Origin of the sequence: Mesorhizobium sp. M0854 (assembly GCF_040319815.1) — a bacterium.
Classification (GTDB): Bacteria; Pseudomonadota; Alphaproteobacteria; order Rhizobiales; family Rhizobiaceae; genus Mesorhizobium.
In genome coordinates, this window is the sequence record NZ_JAMYOL010000033.1 from 1 (window position 1) to 21,441 (window position 21,441).

The window sequence follows — 21,441 nt, forward strand, 5'->3', positions numbered from 1 at the left end:
TAAAGCTCGCCCACCGCCCCGAATGGAACCGGCGCGCCATGGCCGTCCAGAAGATACACCCGCGTGTTCGCAATCGGACGGCCGACGGGAGGCAATTGGGGCCAGCTTGATGGGTCAGCTGCAAGGCGGTGCTCGGCAATGACGTTGATTTCTGTGGACCCGTATTGATTGATCAATCTCGCCTTTGGATGTGCTTCAAAGAACGCCCTAAGCAATGGAGTGGCTTGCAATTGCTCACCGGCTGTATAGATCTCGCTTAAAGAGGACAGCAGCACTTGCTGCGCCCCCCAGACCTCCGCAAAATGGTTCAATGCTACGAACGGGAGGAAAAGGCGCTCGATCGCCTCCCTCTTCACGAATTCGACCAAGTCGGAGAAGTCGCTACGGGTTTCTTCCCGCACGAGCACGAGCAGTCCACCGTCCTTCCAACAAATGAACAACTCCTGGGATGACACATCGAAGTTCAGGGTCGCGAATTGAAGTGTGCGTTTTGGCGCTCCATTCCCCGGTGAGGGCGAGAGCGAATTCACAAGCGAGCCGTGAGACATTTCGACGCCCTTTGGGGTTCCGGTTGAGCCGGAGGTGTAGATGACATAGGCGAGATGGCGCGAGGTGAGGCCAAGCGTGCGCGGCTCCGGGTCCAAAGGCGATCGCGCGGCCCAGACCGGAGTGGCCATATCCAGATCGACCACGCTGACATCGGCCAGCGCCTCGGTGCCCAGTGCCGTCCGGCCGGCGGCATCGCAAAGCAGCAGTTGCGGTTCTGCATCTTCGACAATCTGCCGCAGCCGCGCCGACGGATAGGCCGGATCCAGCGGCAGATAGGCGCCGCCCGCCTTGAGGATCGCCAAAATACCCACCACCATCGCCAGGCTGCGCTCCAGGCATATCGCCACCGGCTGATCCGGCCTGACCCCGAGGGCGATCAGATGATGCGCCAGCCGGTTGGCCCGCGCATTGAGCTCGCCATAGCTCAGGCGCTCGTTCTCATGGACCACCGCCACCGCCCCCGGCGCCTGGCGCACCTGCGCCTCGAACAGCTCATGGATGTACCGCTCCGACCGATAAGGCGCCGCCGTCCGGTTCAACTGCTCCAGTAGATACGTGCGTTCGTCGGCCGGGAGGATGTCGATGCGGCCGACCGGCTGCCCCGCGTCGACCGTCACACCATGTAACAAAGTCTGCAAATGCTGCGTCATGCGGTCGATCTGCTTCGGCGCTAATAGACTGGCATCAAAATGCCAGCGAAAGCTCCCATCCAGAGCGCAAACCTCAAAGGTCAGCAAATCGCCGCATAGGGCTGGGCCAGCTCTGTGGCTCGTCTTCAGATCGCCAGCGACGGAACCGCTGTCTGTCGTGATTGTGATGCCAATCGGCCAGGGCTGCTGCAACCGTAGCGCCTCCACACCTCGCAATGTCGGGCAGCGCGCGATAAGATCCCGGGCAAAGCTAGCGTGCGCCCTCAACTGAGCGAATTCGGCCGCCACCGTTTTGCGCATTTCTTCAAAATCATGTGCAAGATCAATGGTAACTTCCATCGGGACGACAGAGGCGATCAACACCTCCACCGCTTTGGAGCCAGCTTGTGATTCATCCGATGCAGGCGTCCATCCCAGTTGAAGCTCTGTTTCACCCGTGATGCGGGCGAGATAGATCAGCCAAGCCGTTACCAAGTAGTCCGTGCGATCGAGTGGGGACAGCTTAGCCAAAGCACTCGGAATGAACCACGAACTCGACTGCCACCTAGGCTGTGCCACAGCCACGGACGACGACAAGAAAGGAGGATGCAATCTTCTAAACTGCTCGAGCCGCTGTCGCCAAAAATCCTCCCGAGGCGCCAGTAATTCATGGGTGGTAGTTATGCTCCGCGCCTGTTCATCGCTCAAGATCGGAAGGCGACCATCTTCATCCAGATTGGAGTGCCTAGCGAGGGCTCGCGCGTCCAGCACCTGGCCATTGGGGCCGCCAAAGCAAACATCGACATCCTCTGTACCCGTCGCCACACGCCAATGGCTGGAGTGGACTTCAAGCAACGAACCTGCCGGAACGCCCGAGCGTTGAGCCAACACCTCCAGGCGTCTGACTGTGACAGCCTCATCGCCAACGAGAGCCTTGGGCAGACACATTGGATTGGGATGATATGGCCCAAAGCCTAGGGCCCGCGTCATCGCTGACAACTCTTGCGCGGATTGATCCCATCGCAGACAGCCTGCCGCATCTGGGCGTCGACGTTTCGGAAAATAGCTTCTGTTCACCAGCGCCTGCGAATAGGCAGTAAGCTTCCCATTCTCGAGGCCAGTTAAGAGCTCGCGGAAGCCCTCGATCGCGGCTTCATAGCATTTAAGGTTCAGGGTCAGTGCCGTATCGGTGGGCGCAATCAGCACCTGGCGCTGAACCACGACGTCACCCGTATCAACACCATCATCGAGCCGATGCCACGTGATGGCATATTCGGTCTCTTGCGCCAGCAGCGCCCAGGACGTCGCGTGCGTTCCCGCATATCGTGGCAATGGACCGTCGTGGTAATTGAAAGCACCTTGACGCACGCGCCCAAACACGTCCGGTGGCAATATCAACGGATTGGCAACGGAGAAAATCCAATCCACCGGCTCAGCCTTCAAAAAAGAGGAGAGCTCTTCAGCACTTTCCATGCAGGGGATGTTGGCACGAGTCGCCCACTCTGCGAATGTGGCGTCGCCACACAGGGCCGCACCAATGACGTGGCCCATCTCCGTTGCCAGCTGAGCGCATCTAACTGCAAGCGTACCACCGCCAACAAAGACACTCGAGCAGATTGATCGCGCTGCAGGATGCCTATCCTGATCGCCTGGTACGCAGGCACTTCCGCGCGCCGAAGAAGACCGAGGTGCCATCTTCATCCCTCCCGCAGTTCACCCACCAAGCTGGGCAGTTCCCGTCCTAGGCGCCGCCCTCCGTAATCGCTCACACTGGTTCGAATCTGCTCGGGGGGCCTACGATCGCTAGTGTAATCTCGCGTCAATTGACGGTAACGAAGCTCTTGCGCGGCGGAGCCAGATCTTCCCAATCCCCGCCAAGCTCCCAGGTCACCAAATATCGTCGCCGGCAGTATCGCAGCTGCCACCCTACCCTCGTCTGAGTTTCCGGTGTGCGTGATCATCGCGCGACTTCTCCTCAGTCTATGCGCCTTGTTAGAAGACTACGCACGTATCGTGCCAAAAGGTGAAGTCATTCTCAATCAATATGATAGCAATAATACTGCTTTGTCATTTATCCGACATCGCCAGACATCGTGCCGTTGAGCGCGCTATCAATCGGCACAAGCCTTTGTACTTGGCCTTGAGATCGGATTGAAGCGGGCTGCAACAAGTGCTGGCATATAGAGCGCTTGTCGGACGATGGCCCTTCCGCCAGCAATGAAAGCGCGTTCGGTCCATCGTCCGGATTGTCGGCTCATCGGAGCGAGACCTCATAAGGAGGTTGCGGCTTTCGTCGAGTCTCCGAGTTCTGGCATTTCGATGATTGGCGTGAAGGCCGTCGCAGTGGAAATTCCGAGAATGGAGACAAGGAGGGCGAAGCGAGCTTTCAGGCTATCATCGGCCTGGATCAACTGCGCATTTCGCTGATTGTGAGCAGCCATTTCAGGCGATCGTGAGCACGTATTTTACGCGATCATGAGGGTCGCTTCGGCCGACCTAGTTATTGTTCAGGCGTTTGAGACGCCGTCAAGAGCGTGGGTGCGGGCGTTGTGTTTTTGCATGCTTTCTCCGGCGAGTTGAAGGCGGTGGGCGTTGTGAACGAGTCGATCCAGAATCGCGTCACCGAGGGTGGGATCGCCTATGACGTCTTGCCAGAGTTCCACGGGAATTTGGCTGGTGACGATGGTCGATGCGCGACCGTGGCGATCGTCGAGGATCTCCAGGAGGTCGCGCCGTTCGGACGCGTTGAGAACAGACAGGCCCCAGTCGTCGAGAAGGAGGAGTTGAACGCGCCCGAGGGTCTTGAGCAGGCGACCATAGCGTCCGTCACCTCGAGCCAGCGCGAGCGCCTCGAAGAGGCGCGGGACGCGATGATAGAGCACCGATCGATTGTCGCGGCAGGCTTTGTGACCGAGCGCGCAGGCAATCCAACTCTTGCCCAGGCCGGTTGCGCCGGTGACCAGCAAGTTCTCGTGACGGTCGATCCAGTCGCCGCCGACGAGCCTGGCGAAGACGGCGCGGTCGATGCCGCGCGGGGTACGCAAATCGACATCTTCCACGCATGCGCTTTGGCGCAGCGCGGCGAATTTGAGGCGGGCCGTGAGACGTTTGGTGTCGCGCTCGGCGGCTTCGCGGTCGACAAGGAGCCCGATGCGCTCCTCGAACGACAGAGCATCGAGATCCGGCGATCGTCGTTGCTCCTCGAAGGCTTTGGCCATTCCGGACAAACCGAGTGCGACCAGCCGTTCATGGGTGGGATGGGTGAGCATGGAATCTCCCTGGTTCAGTGGAAATAGCCCTGACCGCGGATATTGCCGTGGCGCAGGGGTTGGTGATCGGGCGTCTCGTCGAGGAAAGCGCGATCAAGGCCGTTCTTGAGGATCGAACGGATCGAGGCGACGGAGCGTGCCTTGATGAGAATGCCACGTTGGCAGGCTGCATCGACGCGCGCGTTGCCGTAGCTCTTGGTCAGCGCCAGAATGCCGAGGCAAGTGCGAAAGCCTTGTTCGGGATGCGGCCGGTCAGCGATGACAGCCTGGAAGAAGGCGGCGGTGGAAGGACCGATCTTCTCGCCGGCTGCGATCAATCCTCCCGGCGTCCACTTGCCGTAGCGGCGATGCGCGCTCGGCATGTGATCGGCAACGGTCGTATGGCCGCGCCGGTTGGGCGCACGGGCGTGGCTGGCGACGCGCTGACCCTTGTGGAAGATCTCGACGGTGTTGTCGGCGATGCGCACATCGACGAGCTCGCGGATGAGGCGGTAGGGCGTGGAATACCAGTGCCCATCGACCTCGACATGATAGTCGGGTGCGACGCGGCAGCGCTTCCAGCGCGCAAAGACGTATGGCTGGTCCGGCAGTTCTCCCAGCTTCGGCCTATCGATCTCGGCGAAGAGTTCGGCTCGGCTGGAGCCGAAGCCACGCATCTGGCGGGCATTGAGTTCGGCGACGAGCACGCGGATGACGGCATTCAGCGCCGCCAGGGAAAAGAAGCGCTGGTTGCGCAGCCGCGCCAGGACCCAGCGCTGGGCAATTTGCACGGCAACTTCGACTTTTGCCTTATCCTTCGGGCGTCTCGGCCTGGCTGCGAGAATTGCGGTGCCGTAATGGCTCGCCATCTCGGCATAGGTCCGGTTGAGACCGGGATCGTAGCGATCGGGGTTGGTGACGGCGGCCTTGAGATTATCGCAGATCACGAACTTCGGCACGCCATCCAGAAAGGTGAAAAGGTTCGTGTGAACACCGATCCAGTCGGGCAGGCTCTCGCTCGGGCACGCCTCGGCGTAGGTGTAGTTCGAGGCGCCCATCGCCGCGACGAACAGCTTCATGGCGTGCGCTTCGCCGGTGACGGCGTCGAAGATGTCGATGGTGTCGCCGGCGAAATCGACAAACACCTTCTCGCCGCCTAGGTGCGTCTGGCGCATCGTCGGGCGCGTGCGCCCCTTCCAGGCCTCAAAGGTCGTGCAAAACCACGTATAGCCAAAGCCGTCGCGGTTGGCGGCGCGATACTCTTCCCACAACAGCACCCGCGTTACGCTGCGGCGGCGCAACTCCTTCTCCACATAGCTCCAATCGGGCACCGGCCGACGGGGGCTTTGCGATGCCGCCCTCGGCGCCGGAAAGAGGAGCAGCTCAAGGCCTTCGTCATCCATCCGCTCAGCCCGGCAAGATGGGCGCGCCGCAGATAGCCATGCACGACGCCATTGCTCACCCCGATCATGCGCGCGATGACCCGTTCGGGTAGGCCCTGGACATGCCTTAAACGTAGAACTTCTCTGATCCGGCGCATCGACAATCTCTGGGTTGGCATCAGGCTTCCTCGTTGGTTGAACGAGGCAATCCCGTAGACCGGTTGAGTTGTCGGACGAAGCATCCCGCACCCACGAAAAGGTGCTCACGATCATCTGAAATCGTTGCTCACGATGGCCTGAAATCGTTGCTCATGATCCCGTGAAATCCGTGCTCACGATCGTCTGAAATACGCATCAACCGCATCATCATGATGCGGTTGATCGATAACGTCCATCTGAGCTTTGACCCGCCTGAGGCGAGAATCGTTTTGCCGCTTGAGCAGAATCTTGCCCAGCTTCTGCTCAAGCGGCAAAAGGATTTGCGGGCAGCATGTCCGCTGCGACATCATTGATCAGGATCAGTATTCGCAGCCTCTAGGTCAGTGCTTCATCGGAGATACCGATATTGCCTTGCGGTGGTGAGGGCCTGACTACCGGAAAACTTTAATCCCGGCGGTCCAGAGAATGGTATCGGAGCACCGGAAATGCTGCGCAAATCGCCGCTTGATGAAAGTTTAATGGCAGGTCATCACCACTTCACATTCGATTCATCGACGCAGGATCTGCGTTACGCGCCGGACTTCCGAGTCTTTACACATGTAACTGAACAGCCGATATGAGCAAGATAGAGAACAAATTTTGTTGTTGGGTCGCTAAGGTGAATGTTCCTCGCAATGAGCGGCGGTTTAAATGAGATTTGGCGTTTGTTCGCCTTGCTCAATATGTCGAGCCTGCAGGGTCGTTGAGCTTGTGGCGCTCGGTTCCGTTCAGGGGCGGGTTGAAGATGCTGACGAGGATCAGGTCCTTGTCCCGGCCCCCGCGCAGAAGATGCTTGTCATGCTTGTCAAGCACATAGATGTCGCCCTTGCGAATGGGGAAGACATTACCGTCCATGTCCTCGACCTCGCCCTCTCCGGCGATGCAGTAGCAGGCTTCGAGATGATTGCGGTATTGCAGAAGCGAGACGGTGTTAGCGCGCACTACGGTGTGGCAGATGCTAAAGCCCATGCCGTCCTTATCCGTCAGGAGGCGGTGGCTAGTACCATTGCCCCAATCGACGAAGTGATCGGTCGCTTCAACATCGTGCAGGCTACGCACAATCATAGTGCTATCCTATTCTTAACTGTGATTGCAGGAATACAGGTTAAAGTCATTATTGCGGAAGCTGGAGGCCGTTGTTCTGACCTAGAAGCGCGGCTTCCGCCCGCCCCCGACGATGAAAGGCAAGCAATGGTTATTTGGACCGGAGGCATGCCGGTAAGGACATGTAAATCCATGTCCGCTATTGCCGCGCGCAGAGAAGCGAAGCATTCGTTCTTATCTAACTCGATCTCGGGCGCGCACTACCGTGATGTGACCACTTCTGCGCGGCACCGCCGCTCGAGTTGGCATCTTTTAGAATGCCGTTGGTGATATTGCCGGCCACATAAAGCGTTTTCGGTCGCAGATCTGGCAAGTTGTTTCCTTCCTTCGCTGTGCCTCGCAACACGAATACGGCTCCGCGGCCTCTTGGCTAACGAAGCAAATCTCGTGCCACCCAATCAGAGAGGCCTGCTAGTAGACAGATAGCGATAAAATTTATGGCTTTTTCAGCCGCTTAGAGAATCGAGGATTTGCAGCGCAGTGAAGCCAATCTGACAAACTGCCAAGCGATAGCGGACACAATGCTGTCCGGTTATCTGGATGCGGTCAGACGCGCGAAGAGAGCCGGCGGCCGGTGCGGCTGACCTTTGTCTCTACCGATCAGCATCGTCATGCTCAAAAGCCCGATCAGCGCCCATTGGGTCCAGTCCATTGGAATCCACCCTAGCGCTGACCCTTGCGCCAGGCCCAGCTGTCGATGCCGACCACACGCGGCGCTTGCGGGGGCTCGAACCCAGCCGCGCGGATCATCCGCAACATTCGCGGTCGGCGGCTAGCCGGGCTCACGCCTATCGGACAGGCTCGCCATGCCGGCGAGCGGCGGCACGCTCAGCGTGTCGATCTGGTCGCGTGATCTACGTTCGTCATCACCAAGCCCCTCCAGCAACCGCCTCGTATTCCGCAAGCGGCCGCAGCAACGCGGCCGGCGCGATCTCGACCGGGTCGGCGCGTACCGAGCCTTCGAAGCCGGCAACGCCGACAAAATGAGTTCGGTCCACGATTCGTTGCCGTCGTCCTCGGCACAGCGCATGGTCGGCCACCACCTGGCCGGCATGACGGATGATCACCCGGCCTGCCAGCACCACGACCTGGACGCTCTCGCCGATCAGGCGCCAAGGGACCGAGTAGCTGTTGGTGTCGAGATCGATCGCGCAGTCGGCCTGAACCTTGCGGACCAGGTCCCGCAACTGACCGAACGGGGCACGCCCAGCCAGGGGGCGAAGCGTGCGAGCTTCATCGGCAAAGCGTTCCACCGGCGCGACACCGGTCGTGCCGTGTTCGCGCTGGTCGGCGACCACGCGCGTCCACCGGTCCAGATGCGCCTCGAACGCCGCCCAGCTCTCGAACCGCCGCCCGGCGATCGCGATCTTCTTGACGTGGCCCACTCCGCGTTCGTCCTTCCCTTTCGTACGTGCTTGATAGGGAGCACAGGCCCGCGGCTGGAGCCCCAGTACCGGGCGGAGGCATGCAGCTGCGCGTAAACCTCACCTGGCGCGTCACCGCGTCATGGTGCGCATGGAACGGCACAGCGCCACGGCCCTTGCGGTGGCTCAGGCGCTCGAGGCGCACCCGGCGGTGGCATGGGTGAGTTATCCCTTCCTCGACTCGCACCCTGATCAGGTGACGGCGCGAAAGCAGATGTCCCAAGGGTCGGGCATGTTGGCCTTTGGCCTCCACGCTGGGTTCGAGGGCGCGCGCCGGATGATGGACCGGCTCAACCTGGTCACCCGGGCTGTCAGCCTCGGCGATGCCGACAGCCTCATCTATCATCCGGCAAGCCTGACCCGTGCTCGTCAGCCGATCCGCAAGGATGCGCATCTGGCCGATGGAGTCGGCGAGGACCTCATGCGTCTCTCGGTGGGTCTTGAAGACGTCGATGACCTAATCGCCGACCTGCGGCGGGCTCTGGACGCCTTGTGATGACCTGTCGTCCGGCCAGTCCTGCGCTCACGCACAAACCTGGAGCCTTGCCATGGCATTCCTGAGCGGTCTTTCCGCGTTTCCCATCACGCCCGCCGATCGTGACGGCCGCGTCGATACCGTTGCTCTGCGCAGGCTGATTGCTCGGCTTGGCGCCGCTCAGGTCGACTCCTGTCAAGCGAAGTGAGGATTTGACCCCCCCTATTGCCTCGGTGAGGCAATAGGGGGGGTCAGTTTCTCAATTCGGCCGACAACTCCATCGGTCTTCTCGGCAGCACCGGCACCTATATGTATCTGTCGCGCGAGGAACGGCGACGGACGCTCGCCGAGACCTTGGACGAAATCGCCGGGCGAACGCCGGTCGTGGTGGGTGTGGGCGCGTTGCGCACCGATGAAGCAGTGAGATTCGCGCAGGACGCCAAGGCCCTTGGAGCTGCCGCGGGGCTGCTTGCGGCCGCCTCCTACACCCCGCTTACTGAGGACGAGGTGTTCGAACATTTCTCCACTGTGGCGCGCGAAAGTGGCCTGCCGATCGTCGTCTACGACAATCCAGGAACGACGCATTTCCATTTCAGTCCACCCCTTGTCAGCCGCCTGGCAAAGGTGGCTGGGATTGTCGCTATCAAGAATCCGACAGGCAAGGGCGATGCGATCAAGAGCCATCTGGCCGACCAGAGGCGCACTGTGCCGGAAGGGTTCTCGATCGGCTACAGCGGCGACTGGAACGCCGCAGAGGCCATGATCGCCGGCGCCGACACATGGTACAGCGTCCTCGCCGGCATCCTGCCCGAGGTCTGCGTGAAGATCGTCACGGCGGCGCAACAGGGCGATGCGGCCGAAGCACGACGGATCGATGCCACGCTTGCGCCGCTCTGGAGCCTCTTCAAGGAGTTCTCGAGCCTTCGCGTCGTCTATGCAATCGCCGAATTGCTCGACATTTGCCGCGCCGACCCCCCGCGTCCCATCCTGCCTCTGCCCTCAGCAGCGAAGCGCCAGATCGCCGCCGCGTTGGAACGCTTGCCATCGGATGTCAACCGGTGAACAGCGAACCCGGCGGCCAGTGAAAGGAACTGTCATGTAGAGCTCGCGAACGGACACGTTCGGCCGCCGCTCTTCGATCGCGATGCGTAGCTTCTTGGCCACGACCTTTTCGAGCGAGACCCGCCGACGCAACGTCTCGACGCTATCAAGGCTCGCTACATGCAAAAAGGGACACGTCGTTCAATGCTTCGCTGGAAGATTAACTTGCTCGGTAATGGTTCTGTCGTCACTCGGGATGGTGAGTATTTGGGCACTTGGCAATCTGACGAGAATGACCCCCGAGCTCAAGCCGCATTACAGACGATGCGGAGGAATGTTGCGATTATGCAGGGCAGGCGAGACGCTATTCACCGAGTGCGACGATGCGATCCGCGTCAGCTCATACGTGATGCTGCAGGCCACGCTCCTAGGTCTCGATGACCGGAGCTGGCGGTGATCGATGCGCTACGGCACCGTCGTGGTTAGCTGGATCCGGTTTGCGCCCGCCACAAGCGTGCGTAAGCACCTTCAGTTGCCAGCAGATCAGCATGCCTCCCCTCCTCAATAAGCTGTCCCTTGTCGAAGACCACGATCTTGTCGGCCCTACGAATGGTGCTGAGTCGATGAGCGATGACGATTATGGTCTTACCGGCCCGACGAAGATCTTCAATGATTCGCAGGACAAACCCCTCGGCTATCGAGTCGAGAGAGGAAGTCGCTTCGTCGAGGATCAGGATCTCCGGATCCCGGTACAGAGCCCGAGCCAACGCAAGCTGCTGCTTCTCGCCGCCGGAGAGGCGTATACCATTCTCGCCCAAATAGGTCTGGAGACCGCCGGGCCAGTGCTCGATCAGCTCTCGTAGCCCTATTTGATCGCAGATGTGCAGGATCTTCTCGATGTCCGGCTCGAACTCGCCAAGGGCGATGTTCCCGACCACCGAGCCCGAGAACACATCGACCGATTGCGGCACAGCAGCGATAGCCTTGCGCACGGACACTGTTGAGAGATCCTGGAGGGCAAAGGGACCGATCCGGATGCGTCCTCCCTCAAGCGGGTAGACATTCTGCAGCAACGCCGCAAGGGTGCTCTTGCCCGAGCCGCTTTCCCCCACCACGGCCGTCATCTCGCCCCGGCGGAAGGTGACGCTGAGATCGTGGAAAAGCTCCGGCTGCGAACCATGGCGGAACGTGACGTTCTCCAGGCGAATATCACCAAGGTCGGACTTTGTGGCATCGATGCCGCCGCCGCTTGTCTCCTGCTCCAGGTCGAAGATCTCAAACAGGCGATCCGCTGCGATGAAGCCATCCTGAACGATCCGATTAGTCTGGATCAGATTGGCGACCGGCCGGATGACATAGCCGAGTAACGTATAACAGGACAGTAACTCGCCGGGCGTGACGGTTTGATCCAGGGCAAGCGTCGTTCCGAACCACATCAGCACGATGGTGAATAGGGTCGAGAGGAAAGTCGAGGCATTATCCCCGAAGATCGAGATGAGACCGGAACTGTAGACGGAGTGCAGCATCTTGATGAAACGGATCTCCATCTTGAAGTTGGCGAAACTCTCCACGCCGGAGGTCTTGATTGTGGAGACAGCTCCGAGGGATTCCACCAGCTCCGCCTCCAGGTTGGCGGCATCCTCCATAATCGCGCGCTGGTGCTTCCTATTCAGCCGGTTGATGGTCCAATAGACCAAGAGATACAGCGGAATGGAGACCGCCACGACCAAGGCGATCTTCCACGAGTAGATGCACATCAGCCCGAACGAAAATAGAATCATTAGCACGTCAACGAATATGTTGATCGAGACGTCGTTCAGGAAGCTCCTGATCTTCACCGCGTCGTTCATCCGGGCGATGATTTCGCCCATGCGCATGCTGTCGAAGAACTTCTGGGGCAGGTTTAGAATGTGCTTGTAGTAGCCGAGGATCAAGTGGACATCGATCTTCTGCCCCGTTTGCAGGATAAGCCGGTTCCGGAGGAGATTGATCAGGATCTGCGCCACCAGGATCACCAGCATGACGAGGCTCATCAGGTTGAGCAGGTTGCGGTTGCCCGCTGTGATCACATGATCGACGATCTTCTGGACGTAGATTGCCGTCGAGAGCCCGAGGACCGTCGTCACGAGCGCCCCGGCGAGAGCCTGGGCCATCACCGCCCTTTGTGGCGCAAGCAGACGCGCGAACCGGGCAAGCGGCGTAATGGTCTCGTCGCGGCGCTTGAAGGTGGCTGCCGGAACCAGGAGCACCAGGACGCCAGTCCATTGCGTCTTGAATTCCTCGTGCGTCAGCTTGCGGATTTCGCCATAGGCTGGGTCCATGACGGTGACCCACCTCGCGTCGATCGCCTGGATGACGACGAAGTGGTGAAGGACCCCCTTGACGACGACGTGCGCGATAGCGGGCTTGGGGATCTTGTACAGGCTGTCGAAGCCACCCTTCACTCCCTTGGCGACAAAGCCCAGCTTCCGGGCCGCTTCCGTGAGGCCCAGTACGGTAGTGCCGGAGCGGTCGGTCGAGGCATACTGGCGGATGCGCGACAATGGCAGCTTGTGACCATAGAAGGCTGCGACAGAAGCAAGACTGGCAGCTCCACAATCGGTGATGTCGTGCTGCTTGAACTTGATAACCTTGCTCGACATGGCGGCTCGCTGGCTGTTTGGATAGGGAAGGATTAGTGGCCCGCCAGGAGGGGATTGAGCCAATCGTCGGCCTCATTGTAGAGGAGTTGCAGAAGAGTGCGTTCTGCCACGAGGAAGCGGGCCCGCACGGTCATGCCCTTCTTCAGATGACCGATGACCCCGTTCTTGAGTGCGAGATGGGTGCGAGAGAGTGCGCAGCGGACCTTGAAGACCGGGCTCATGTCGTGGAGGGTGAAGTCCTGCGCTACGCCGAGCACTGTCGCATCGATGAGACCCCATTGATTGTAGTTGAATGCATCCACTTGGAGCCGCACCGACTGGCCCTCCCGCACTAAGCCGATGTCTTTGGGGGAGACGTAGATTTCCGCCACCAGTTCGTCGTCCGGCGAAACCCAAGCAACGGTTTGCCCGGCCTGGATGTAGCTGCCGGGGGTCAGGCCGGTGAATTGCTCGAGTGCGCCTGACACGGAGGCCCGAATGTGGGTGAGATCCCGTTCCTTCTCGAGCTGATGCACGGCGGCCGTGAGTTCCTTGAGGCGCAGGTTAAGGTCGAAGAGCTGCTGGTTCCATTCGGCGGATTTGCGCCGGGCAAGGATCTCCCCCTGAACCTCAATGTTCTGGAGGGCGAAAGCCTTCTCGTCAACGGCCTTTGCGGGGGTCGCAGCAGCGGAGAGCAGTCGCTTAGCGCGGTCGAGTTCCGCCGCGGCATTACTGCTGGCATATTGGTTCTCCCGCAGCAGATTGAGAAAATGCGCCCGCTCCGCCTTGGCGGACTCGGTCAGGAGGAGGATCGGGTCCTTGGCCTTCGTGCCGGAGGAGATCAGGGTTTCGAGGTCACGGGCAAGATCACTCTTAGCGCGAATATCGCCTTTATACGCCCTGAGCTTTTCCTCAACCACCTCATCATCAAGGGCGAGAATCTCCTGCCCCTGGGCAACCAGATCGTTCTCAACGGCAAGGATACGGGAGATGCGTCCGGAGACGGGTGCGACCAGGGGCGTCTTCTCGACGGTGGGGCGAATGATACCGGCACTTTGGACCGAGATCGCTATGGTGATGAGTGGCAGCGACACCAACGTCGCAACCACAGAGAGCAAAATCAGCCGATAGATGATCAAAGATCGTCCTGATCGTCGGGAGAGAATGCTCTCTGCAGTGTAGCTGGCAACTTCAGGAGAAAGGGTATTTAGCTTGCACACTAATGTTCTAACCGTGTGTCTTCCAATCCAGTATAGTCGCAGCCACAACGCCTATTAATCCCGCCACCGCGAAAGCTATCGCCGCAAAAAAAGCCCACCCGCCCGAAATTGTGGATGCTTCTTCCGGAGCCAATTCAGTCACACCATAGTCTGACAGATCGACCTTCATTGCTGTCTCCTTTCCTAGAGATCAAATAAGATGAACCAGTCTGCCATTTAGCGGCTTTTGCCGCCGTACAACCAACATCAAGAGTCGTGCCAACCGCACAGGAAGCGACCCAGAGAACTGTTCTGGATGTTATTCAATGGCTTCACTGATAGCGCGGCGGCACGCCAGCCAGACGTCACCGTGTCGCGGATTCGACAAACCCGACACTGGTAGGGGCCAGTGCGGGTAGGTCGGATACTTAGGGATAGAGTCGAATATAGGTCTCCTGAGGGAGCTCTGCCTGCATGGAGGATATATTTCGGCCAAGCATTCTGCCGAGAGAACCGGCCTGTCAGGAACAGCATCTGGAACAGCATCTGGAACGCGCTGAGCAGCTTGCGGCAGTGTGGTCTTGTGTCAGCGCCCGATTGTTACCGCGGAGATTTCGCTTTGATGCGTGCGATGATGTCTGGGTCTGAGACGAAGTCTTCGAGGAAATCGTTTCCAGTCATTGGTCGAGCGGCGGGCATGGGCGCCCGTGCCGTCGTAAACGCTGATGAGACTGCCGTAGGACAGATTGTCGTCGTTACAGACGATCGCCTCCAGGAGTTCGGGGTCCTCTCCGAGCATTTTCGCGACGTGATTGATGGTGAAGACGTAGGTTATCATCGCCATCAGGCGGCCTCGGCCCACGAAGGATGCGAGAAACAGCAACGCCGTTGCGGATTCTGGCGACATAGGCGACAAGGCGGGCCCCGACCCGGTCGCGCAGCACCAGCACCGCAAAGCCGCAAGCAGGGCGGCGAGACCGATCGCCCCGCCCCATGCAAGACTATCCCATGTCGTCGGATAGCCGAGTAGGAGGTAACCGACCGCCTGATTGGCGAGCCACGACACACCTGTTGCAGCAGGGCACCACGACGGGAGAGGTTTGCCCCGGCCACCGTAGCGATGGCCGGGAATGGCGTGGCGCAAGCGAGCACAAGGCTGAACGCGACACTGAGGGCAGCGACAAGGGCCACCCAAACGAAATGCCTTGCCGTTGCCGACGTGTCATATGCCTTGCTCGTGTCATAAGCGGGGTCATAGTGCTGTCGCCCCCGCGCTTCAATGACATGCGATGCGAAAACGAGCGCGGCACCAAGGGAGCGCTAGTGCGACAGGTCCATCGCGCGGGACTCATTCATTCGATCATTTCCAATTCGTGAATCTCGTCGGCACGTCCTGCCAAGCGGCGCGGAGTGCGCCTGTTTTGAAGTCGCGCGACGCCGTCTGATAGTAGGCAATCGCCTCGTCACGCAGCTGTGCGTCCACTGGGGCGGGACGTGAAGCGAGGGTGGTCGGATCCACGGATAGCTCTCGACCACACCCTTCGGACGCAGGACGAACAAAGTCCCGTTCTTCATGTACCCGAGCGACTGATAGTTGCTGATGAAGGCGCACTCGTTGTCGGGCTTGAACCCGTCTTTTGCCCTGCCGAAGAAATGGCTTTCGCCATTCGCACCCAGTGCACGGAGGATCGTCGGCGGGAGATCGATCTGGCTGACAAGCGTGCTGATATGCCCGGGCTTAACCAGGCCCGGTCCATAGAAGAACATCGGGATATGATAGCCGCCCACGGGAAGTTCAGTCTTACCGGCTGCAGAAGCGCAATGATTGTCAATGACCGTGGAATCGGGACCCTGTTTTTTCGCGCAAAAGGGACCCCAGCTTTCGGTGCTGAGAGGCACGCCGGTAAGCGCCCGATGAGGCGAAGCTGGTCGGGGTTGCACAGCCCGATCGGGCGCGACTGATTAGCTTTCGGACTTCAGCTTTGAGAGCGGCTCTTGAAGCGCCAGGATTCGTTGCCAGTCTCGGCGAAGGCAGCTTCCTGGAAAGCGAAACCGCGGGGGAAGGGCAATGGCTGAGACGGCTCGGCCATGGTGGTGCTTCCCTTCTCGAGCCGATGGTTCGAGCGCTGAGCCTCGGTAGCGGTGAGCTCATCGAGATCGGCCAGCTCATCAAGCGCCTTGAACATCCGGATGGCGGCACAAGTATCGTCCCAACGGAGTTCCTCAAGCTGTGGGCCAGCTTTGTACCGCTCGTGGCTTCGAAGGGTGTACGCCAATGACCTATCGTGCCGAAGAGCATTTAAAGCTTCTCAAGCCCTTCCAGCGAGCCACGGTGGACTATGTTTTCCGACGTCTATTACGGATGCGTCGGCTATACGGCAATTTCTCGTCGCCGAAGAAGTCGGCCTCGGAAAAACCATGGTTGCACGGGGCGTCATTGCGAAGGCGATCGAAGAGCTGACGGGCAAAGTCGATCGGATCGACGTGATCTGCATTTGCTCTAATCAAGCAATCGCCGAACAGAACATAAAGTCTCTCAATGTGATGTGATCGGTTCGGCGACCAAACCGCTAAACACCCGCCTCACGCTGCTGCCGCTCGAGATTGGACAGGAGGGTGGAATCGCTTCACGGCCTATCAATCTTATCAGCCTGACGCCAGGGACAGCGCTTGATCTCAAGTGATCGCTTGGTACAGCGAAGGAGCGCGCCCTCATTTATGAGATGCTGAGGAAGAGGCTCGGTATCCGGCATGGCGGCGTGCAGCGCATCTTCCGTGGAGGTGTCATCGCCGAAAATTGGCCTGGCTGGACCGATTGGATGCGCAGCCAGAAAACTTCCGAAGAAATCTTCCAGAAGTTCAAGGCTGCTGTTGGGGCTGAATTTATCCAGCGAATCCGCGAGGCATCTGAACTGGCGAGAAGCAAGAAGAAGCCCGATTATCCTGCCGATCAGCGACCAGCTGTCATTATCGGGCAATTGCGCCGGGTCCTGGCACGACCCCGGTGACGCTAAAATCGAGCGCATGGTCCTGATCCCTCCGTTTAGTCGGGAGGTGGAGCGCTACGGGAATCTGAAAAAGTCTCTGGCTACCTATCGGTTGGCCTTTGGCCAGCCCCGGCAAGATGACTTGATCGAACTGTGTTCGACGTTCAGATCTGACGCCGTGGCGGAGCTAGCTGACTTACAAATCTCGCTCAGACCATCGAAGGTTGACTCCTTCCCCTGTTGATGCGGCGTTGGAATAGCCATCCTCGTTGGTCGGATCGCGCAACGGCAGCTTGATGCGCGCTCGTTTGACGGACCCAGGCCGACTTGCGCCAAGGCGGGACAGAGGCGATATGGGCTGTAAACCCCGAGGTCGGGTCGGATCTGCTTTCAGATGTCGGGCTCTGAAACGTCATCCCGATCGCTATCTGAAAACCCTGGCATGATGTCGCCCGCAAGCAGCTTCTCCTTGCTCAGCAGTCCGGCATCCTCGAGCGCCTCGAAATCCGGCAGGTCGCGCAGCGTGTCGAGACCGAACTCCAGCAGGAACTCTTTTGTGGTGACGTAGGTATAAGGCGCACCCGGTGTCGGACTGCGCGGACCGGACGCAATCAGCTTCGCGCCGCGCAGATGGCCGATCAGATCGCGGGAAATCTCTTTCGCAAAAAACGACGACAGTTCGGCACGGGTGATCGGCTGGAAATAAGCGATGCACATCAGAACCAGCACGTCTGGCTGCGTCAGGTCCACGGCACGCCCGTTGCCGCCACCGGCGGTGCCAAATGCACTGCGGATGGCGTCGGCATAGGCCGGCCGGGTCAGGTGCCGAAAACCGCCGGCGACGGCGACCAGGTCATAGGGCCGGCCGCGCAGTTCCTCGCGGATGTCGTCGATGAGGAGATCAATGCTGCAGGTCTTGCCAACGACTCGGGCGAGCGTTTCGCGGTTGACGGGCTCGCTGGCCGCAAAAATCGTTGCCTCGACGCGGTGCATCCACTCACGCCAACGCGCCTCCGGCGGCAGGTGATCCAGCTCCCGGTCAAACAGCTGGTCAGCTGATCGACGGTCATCTGATCGACCTTTCCCCCTTCTCGCGCGCGCCGCCTCGACCATCGATCACAACCGTAAATACGAAAACTCGGACGGCCGGACAGTTCGCGCACGGCGCCGAGTTCGACCAGACGGTCGAACGCAGCCCACGGTCGCTCATGCCGGCGATCTTTTCCGAGGCAACGATCGCATCGTCGGACAAGAGCTTGTCGACAACAGCGTCCGCTGCCTTGGCCCTGAGTTTCGGCGTAATGGCAAGCAGCCGGTCCGCGCGGCGCTCGAGCTCGGCGGAAAGATCGATTGCGCGCAACGCGGCGCGCGCCTGCGCGGCAAGCAGATTTTTCGCACGCTCAGGATTTGTCCCAATGCTTGTCGCCACGGAGCTGGCTGCCGATCGACGCGGGCGGTCGCTTGCGCCCAAGGCCGCTTCGGCGCCCAGCAGCGGCACCGCGTGTGGCCAGCCCATCCGCTGTGCCAGCAGCGCATCGGCGAGCCAGGTCCCCACGGCGCGCGCAAAGCCGTGGCGTTCGGCGGCCATGAATGTGCCGGTCAGCGTTGCGACCATGCCAGCGCCGGCCGCGAGTTGCCGGATATCATCCGCCAGATCGCTAACCACCTCATCGTCGGGGGCGTAGCCGAACTCTTCCAACACCGCGGCGAGGTTTTGCTCCGTCAGCAATTCGTCCCCGGGGCCGGGCTGCCAGCCGGCGCCAGGCGAGCAGCAAAAGCCCGGCGGGACCGACGGACAAAAAATCGCCCGGCCGCGTGAGCAGCACGGCGTCGCGAAGTGCTGCTTCATCCTCGACGCGGCCGCCCTGCTTCGCCGTTGCCGCGGCAGCGACAAGCGCCAGCCGCTGCCGCCAGGCGCCGGCCCACCGCTGCTGCCGGCGGATCACCGCGTCGAGGGCGCCGATGGCGGCGCCGGCGGCAAACGCAACGTCCTCAACATCTTTTCCAGCAAGGCTTTGCGCATCCGGGATGGCGCGGCGCAGCCACGTCGGCACCGTTGCCATCGGCAAGGTCGAAGGGGAACCGGCAAGCGTGGCGTGGTGCCGCGGAGAGGGTTTGGGCCGCAGAATCATCGACAGCACGATGAATCATGGCGGCGCTTTTGGCAACCGACATACGGAACAACCGCCGCGCCTGTCGTGCGCTGGCAACGAACGATAACTTGCTTATCGGACATACCGGAAAAGCCGCTACTGCAGCACCTCCAGCCCGTGCTTGTGCACCACGGACAGCAGTTTCAGCGCCATCCCGCTCGGCCGCTTGGCGCCAGTCTTGTCGGCTGACCGGAAATCGTGAGTCTCGCCGCCTTTTTGAATCGGTTTTGGTGAGACTACCTGCATGGCGACGAACCCCCCTAGCCTTAAGTTCCTGAGTTTACAGACCTATTGATGCACACGGCCGGTCCACCTGGCTTTGTCACGTAGTCTCACGATTTCCGATTCACTGCCTGGTGCGCAGGCTGCCGAACAGGGATGAGACTCACCTCTGAATCGGTTTTCGTGAGACTACGTGCATGGTGACGGCCCGGCCCGTCCAATGAGGCGCCGGAAACCTCAGCCTCGAAGACCCTGAAAAACTCCCTGCAAGGCGAGGCCGGTCGTAAACCGCCCCACTTCGCGCGCTTTCGGCCACGGATGGCGTAGGATGCGATTTGGTGAGTTTTGCGGCCTCGTGGAGGTCCAAACCCCAGAAAGCCCCCCTACGGCCATTTATGAGTCTCGATAAGACACGCCTGCAACTGAGCGGTTGACCACAGCCGTTGATATTGTACAAACGCCGTGAAAACACTTGAAAGCCCGCCATGGTCAAGGGCCCTCTCCCCCGCCGTAAGACCGCGCCGCCTCATCGGCTATGCGCGGGTCTCGACCGAGGATCAGGTAACCGATGCGCAGGCCGACGAGCTCCGACAAGCCGGTTGCGCGGTTATCCACCACGAGCAAGGATCGGGCGCATCGCGCTCGCGGCCGGTGCTGACCAAGCTGATGCGCCAGATTCGCGCCGGCGACGTTCTGGTCATCGTCAGGCTCGACCGCCTCGCCCGGTCGGTCAGCCATCTGCTCGAGGTCATCGAGACGTTGGAAAAGCGGGCGCGCATTTCCGTTCGCTGCGCGACCGGATCGACACGTCGACGCCGCAGGGGATGTTCTCGCTGCAGGTGCTCGGTGCTGTCGCCCAGCTGGAGCGGGCGCTCATCGCCGAGCGTACGAAAGGCGGCATCGCCGCGGCCAAGGCACGTGGTCGTCTGCCTGGCAATCCTGGGCTGCGCGAGCGACGGCCAGAAAGCATCCGCGCCGTCGCCGCGGCGCGGGACAGCGCCTATGTCGGCGATCTCATCGCCTCGGCACAAAGCTGGTTGCCGATCGTGCGACGGCTGCGCCCCCAGCATAATTGGGACGATGTCGTCCGGGTTTTGAATCAAAAGGGGCAAAGCTGGACGGTGGAACGGCTTCGCCGATCGGTGTACCGCCTGGTGCGGGAAGGCCTCGCAAAGCCTGAACTTGTCCAGCGCGCGCCGCGACGACAGCCGGAGGATCGATTGATGACACTCGTTGCCGGCATTGCCATTGCCGATCCGGATCTCAGTCTGCGGGCGATCGCGGCACCAGCTCGAGGCAATGCGGGAGCGGACGCCGCGCGGCGGCTGGCAATGGGCGGCCTCGTCGGTCAAGCATCTGCTCGATCGCGCCAGGCGTCTCGGTTTGACGGTGCACGAACCCGCTGACGGTTAAAACGGCCGCTCGTCGACGAGCGCCGCCCTCCCCTCTCTCTTTGTTGCCATTTGCGCGGCGGACTCGCGACGCCGCCTCTAATAGACTGCCGTCTAAATGGCAAAAAAATTAATTAAAACAATCGGAAAGCTGACAGTACCTTGTTGTACGCGAGGTCGAAAGGAGCCCAACAAGACCGAAGCGTCTCAGTTCGAATATTCAGAGCGCTACCGCAAGCCTGCTCCAGCGGACGAGAGCGCATAGATTGCGTCGTCTGTCCACCCGCCTTTGAACCACTCAGATAGCCGGAGATGATCCTCTTTCACCAAGCCGGATTCTTCGAGAACGGGGACAGCGCCAGTCGACGGGACGCAATGTTGCGGTGAATGGAGGAAATTGTAGAAGGCGCATTCGATCAAACTGCGGGCCGCTTCGGTAGCGTAACTGTGATTCCAATATTGCTGCCCTCTGGTGGACCCGATCTGCGCCAGCCGAGTATCCGCCTCGAATGTCTTGAGGCCGCTATCGCCGACAATCCTTCGATCTTCATTGCGCTCAAGAGCAAACTGGAACCATCCCGGATTGCCTGGATTGCGCAGCGCGTCGATTCCAGGAATGCGCATCCGTCATCTTCGGTGCAGGTCTCCCAGTTCGGTGCAGGTCTCCCAGCTTTGAAAACGGGCGACTTCGGGCTTGGCGTACATCGCCTCGAAGACATCAGGGATCGAGCGGGGTGAAGCGGCGAGCAGGTAGGCGGTGCGATTCGAAGAAATGCCTCATCGAAAATCGTTGGATCGCATTTCGCTACCTGCCCGGG

General features: G+C 60.2%; 18 protein-coding genes and 6 pseudogenes. 5 read left to right on the plus strand and 19 right to left on the minus strand.

What is annotated here, in order from left to right:
- The 5 genes and pseudogenes from NKH99_RS28390 to istA form a co-directional block, all read right to left on the minus strand.
- A partial coding sequence (locus NKH99_RS28390; RefSeq protein WP_353017003.1) for an AMP-binding protein occupies positions 1 to 2,651 on the minus strand: 2,651 nt, incomplete at its 3' end.
- Between the two features lie 638 nt (positions 2,652 to 3,289).
- The gene (locus NKH99_RS28395; RefSeq protein ID WP_352873354.1) at positions 3,290 to 3,436 is read right to left on the minus strand and encodes a transposase; all 147 of its coding nucleotides are present in this window, start codon (positions 3,434 to 3,436) and stop codon (positions 3,290 to 3,292) included.
- 12 nt (positions 3,437 to 3,448) lie between these two features.
- On the minus strand, positions 3,449 to 3,619 hold the full coding sequence (locus NKH99_RS28400) for a hypothetical protein (protein WP_353017007.1): 171 nt from the start codon (positions 3,617 to 3,619) through the stop codon (positions 3,449 to 3,451).
- A 66-nt stretch (positions 3,620 to 3,685) separates the two neighbouring features.
- Entirely contained in the window at positions 3,686 to 4,447 is a 762-nt protein-coding gene (gene istB / locus NKH99_RS28405) for an IS21-like element helper ATPase IstB (RefSeq protein ID WP_353017010.1), read from the minus strand.
- 14 nt (positions 4,448 to 4,461) lie between these two features.
- Positions 4,462 to 5,987 (minus strand): annotated as a pseudogene (gene istA / locus NKH99_RS28410) (IS21 family transposase).
- 465 nt (positions 5,988 to 6,452) lie between these two features.
- On the opposite strand from istA, the gene NKH99_RS28420 reads away from it, so the two are divergent.
- The gene (locus NKH99_RS28420) at positions 6,453 to 6,587 is read left to right on the plus strand and encodes a hypothetical protein (RefSeq protein WP_353017013.1); all 135 of its coding nucleotides are present in this window, start codon (positions 6,453 to 6,455) and stop codon (positions 6,585 to 6,587) included.
- A 97-nt stretch (positions 6,588 to 6,684) separates the two neighbouring features.
- On the opposite strand, the gene NKH99_RS28425 is transcribed toward NKH99_RS28420, so the two are convergent.
- Both NKH99_RS28425 and NKH99_RS28430 read right to left on the minus strand, forming a co-directional pair.
- Positions 6,685 to 7,071 (minus strand): ectoine synthase, encoded by a 387-nt coding sequence (locus NKH99_RS28425; protein ID WP_353017016.1) that lies wholly within the window; start codon positions 7,069 to 7,071, stop codon positions 6,685 to 6,687.
- A 905-nt stretch (positions 7,072 to 7,976) separates the two neighbouring features.
- Positions 7,977 to 8,622 (minus strand): annotated as a pseudogene (locus NKH99_RS28430) (Mu transposase domain-containing protein); the annotation flags it as partial.
- Positions 8,623 to 8,625: 3 nt separating this feature from the next.
- Here NKH99_RS28430 and NKH99_RS28435 point away from each other — a divergent pair.
- Positions 8,626 to 9,030, plus strand: coding sequence for a PLP-dependent transferase (locus tag NKH99_RS28435; RefSeq protein ID WP_353017018.1), 405 nt, complete (start codon positions 8,626 to 8,628; stop codon positions 9,028 to 9,030).
- Positions 9,031 to 9,082: 52 nt separating this feature from the next.
- Positions 9,083 to 10,071 (plus strand): annotated as a pseudogene (locus NKH99_RS28440) (dihydrodipicolinate synthase family protein).
- A gap of 461 nt (positions 10,072 to 10,532) precedes the next feature.
- On the opposite strand, the gene NKH99_RS28445 reads toward NKH99_RS28440, so the two are convergent.
- The 6 genes and pseudogenes from NKH99_RS28445 to NKH99_RS28470 all read right to left on the minus strand — a co-directional run bounded on the left by NKH99_RS28445 (position 10,533) and on the right by NKH99_RS28470 (position 16,056).
- Positions 10,533 to 12,692: a peptidase domain-containing ABC transporter gene (locus NKH99_RS28445; protein ID WP_353017020.1), complete on the minus strand. Its 2,160-nt coding sequence runs from the start codon at positions 12,690 to 12,692 to the stop codon at positions 10,533 to 10,535.
- A gap of 32 nt (positions 12,693 to 12,724) precedes the next feature.
- Positions 12,725 to 13,810, minus strand: coding sequence for an HlyD family secretion protein (locus tag NKH99_RS28450; RefSeq protein WP_352785597.1), 1,086 nt, complete (start codon positions 13,808 to 13,810; stop codon positions 12,725 to 12,727).
- 88 nt (positions 13,811 to 13,898) lie between these two features.
- Complete coding sequence (locus tag NKH99_RS28455; RefSeq protein WP_352785595.1) at positions 13,899 to 14,060, minus strand: hypothetical protein; 162 nt, start codon at positions 14,058 to 14,060, stop codon at positions 13,899 to 13,901.
- 410 nt (positions 14,061 to 14,470) lie between these two features.
- A pseudogene (locus NKH99_RS28460) lies at positions 14,471 to 14,714 on the minus strand (hypothetical protein).
- A gap of 476 nt (positions 14,715 to 15,190) precedes the next feature.
- Positions 15,191 to 15,811, minus strand: a complete 621-nt coding sequence (locus tag NKH99_RS28465; protein ID WP_353017024.1) for a sulfatase-like hydrolase/transferase — start codon at positions 15,809 to 15,811, stop codon at positions 15,191 to 15,193.
- A 35-nt stretch (positions 15,812 to 15,846) separates the two neighbouring features.
- Positions 15,847 to 16,056 (minus strand): hypothetical protein, encoded by a 210-nt coding sequence (locus NKH99_RS28470; protein WP_352785590.1) that lies wholly within the window; start codon positions 16,054 to 16,056, stop codon positions 15,847 to 15,849.
- 232 nt (positions 16,057 to 16,288) lie between these two features.
- On the opposite strand from NKH99_RS28470, the gene NKH99_RS28475 reads away from it, so the two are divergent.
- Positions 16,289 to 16,420: a hypothetical protein gene (locus NKH99_RS28475; protein ID WP_352943067.1), complete on the plus strand. Its 132-nt coding sequence runs from the start codon at positions 16,289 to 16,291 to the stop codon at positions 16,418 to 16,420.
- Positions 16,421 to 16,497: 77 nt separating this feature from the next.
- Here NKH99_RS28475 and NKH99_RS28480 read toward each other — a convergent pair whose 3' ends face one another.
- From NKH99_RS28480 to NKH99_RS28495, 5 genes and pseudogenes are all read right to left on the minus strand, one after another.
- Positions 16,498 to 16,896, minus strand: a complete 399-nt coding sequence (locus tag NKH99_RS28480) for a hypothetical protein (protein WP_353017028.1) — start codon at positions 16,894 to 16,896, stop codon at positions 16,498 to 16,500.
- A 351-nt stretch (positions 16,897 to 17,247) separates the two neighbouring features.
- On the minus strand, positions 17,248 to 17,970 hold the full coding sequence (gene scpB / locus NKH99_RS28485) for an SMC-Scp complex subunit ScpB (RefSeq protein ID WP_353017031.1): 723 nt from the start codon (positions 17,968 to 17,970) through the stop codon (positions 17,248 to 17,250).
- Entirely contained in the window at positions 17,924 to 18,556 is a 633-nt protein-coding gene (locus NKH99_RS32810) for a DUF1403 family protein (RefSeq protein WP_502900117.1), read from the minus strand. Before NKH99_RS32810 ends, scpB begins: the two co-directional genes overlap by 47 nt.
- Positions 18,525 to 18,989, minus strand: coding sequence for a DUF1403 family protein (locus NKH99_RS32815; RefSeq protein ID WP_502900115.1), 465 nt, complete (start codon positions 18,987 to 18,989; stop codon positions 18,525 to 18,527). Before NKH99_RS32815 ends, NKH99_RS32810 begins: the two co-directional genes overlap by 32 nt.
- A gap of 117 nt (positions 18,990 to 19,106) precedes the next feature.
- Positions 19,107 to 19,190 (minus strand): annotated as a pseudogene (locus NKH99_RS28495) (helix-turn-helix domain-containing protein); the annotation flags it as partial.
- 504 nt (positions 19,191 to 19,694) lie between these two features.
- Between NKH99_RS28495 and NKH99_RS28500 the strand changes: the two are divergent.
- A pseudogene (locus NKH99_RS28500) lies at positions 19,695 to 20,645 on the plus strand (recombinase family protein).
- 206 nt (positions 20,646 to 20,851) lie between these two features.
- On the opposite strand, the gene NKH99_RS28505 reads toward NKH99_RS28500, so the two are convergent.
- Positions 20,852 to 21,247 carry a GNAT family N-acetyltransferase gene (locus tag NKH99_RS28505; protein ID WP_353017034.1) on the minus strand — a complete coding sequence of 132 codons (396 nt, stop codon included), beginning with the start codon at positions 21,245 to 21,247 and terminating at the stop codon, positions 20,852 to 20,854.
- Positions 21,248 to 21,441: the final 194 nt, after the last annotated feature.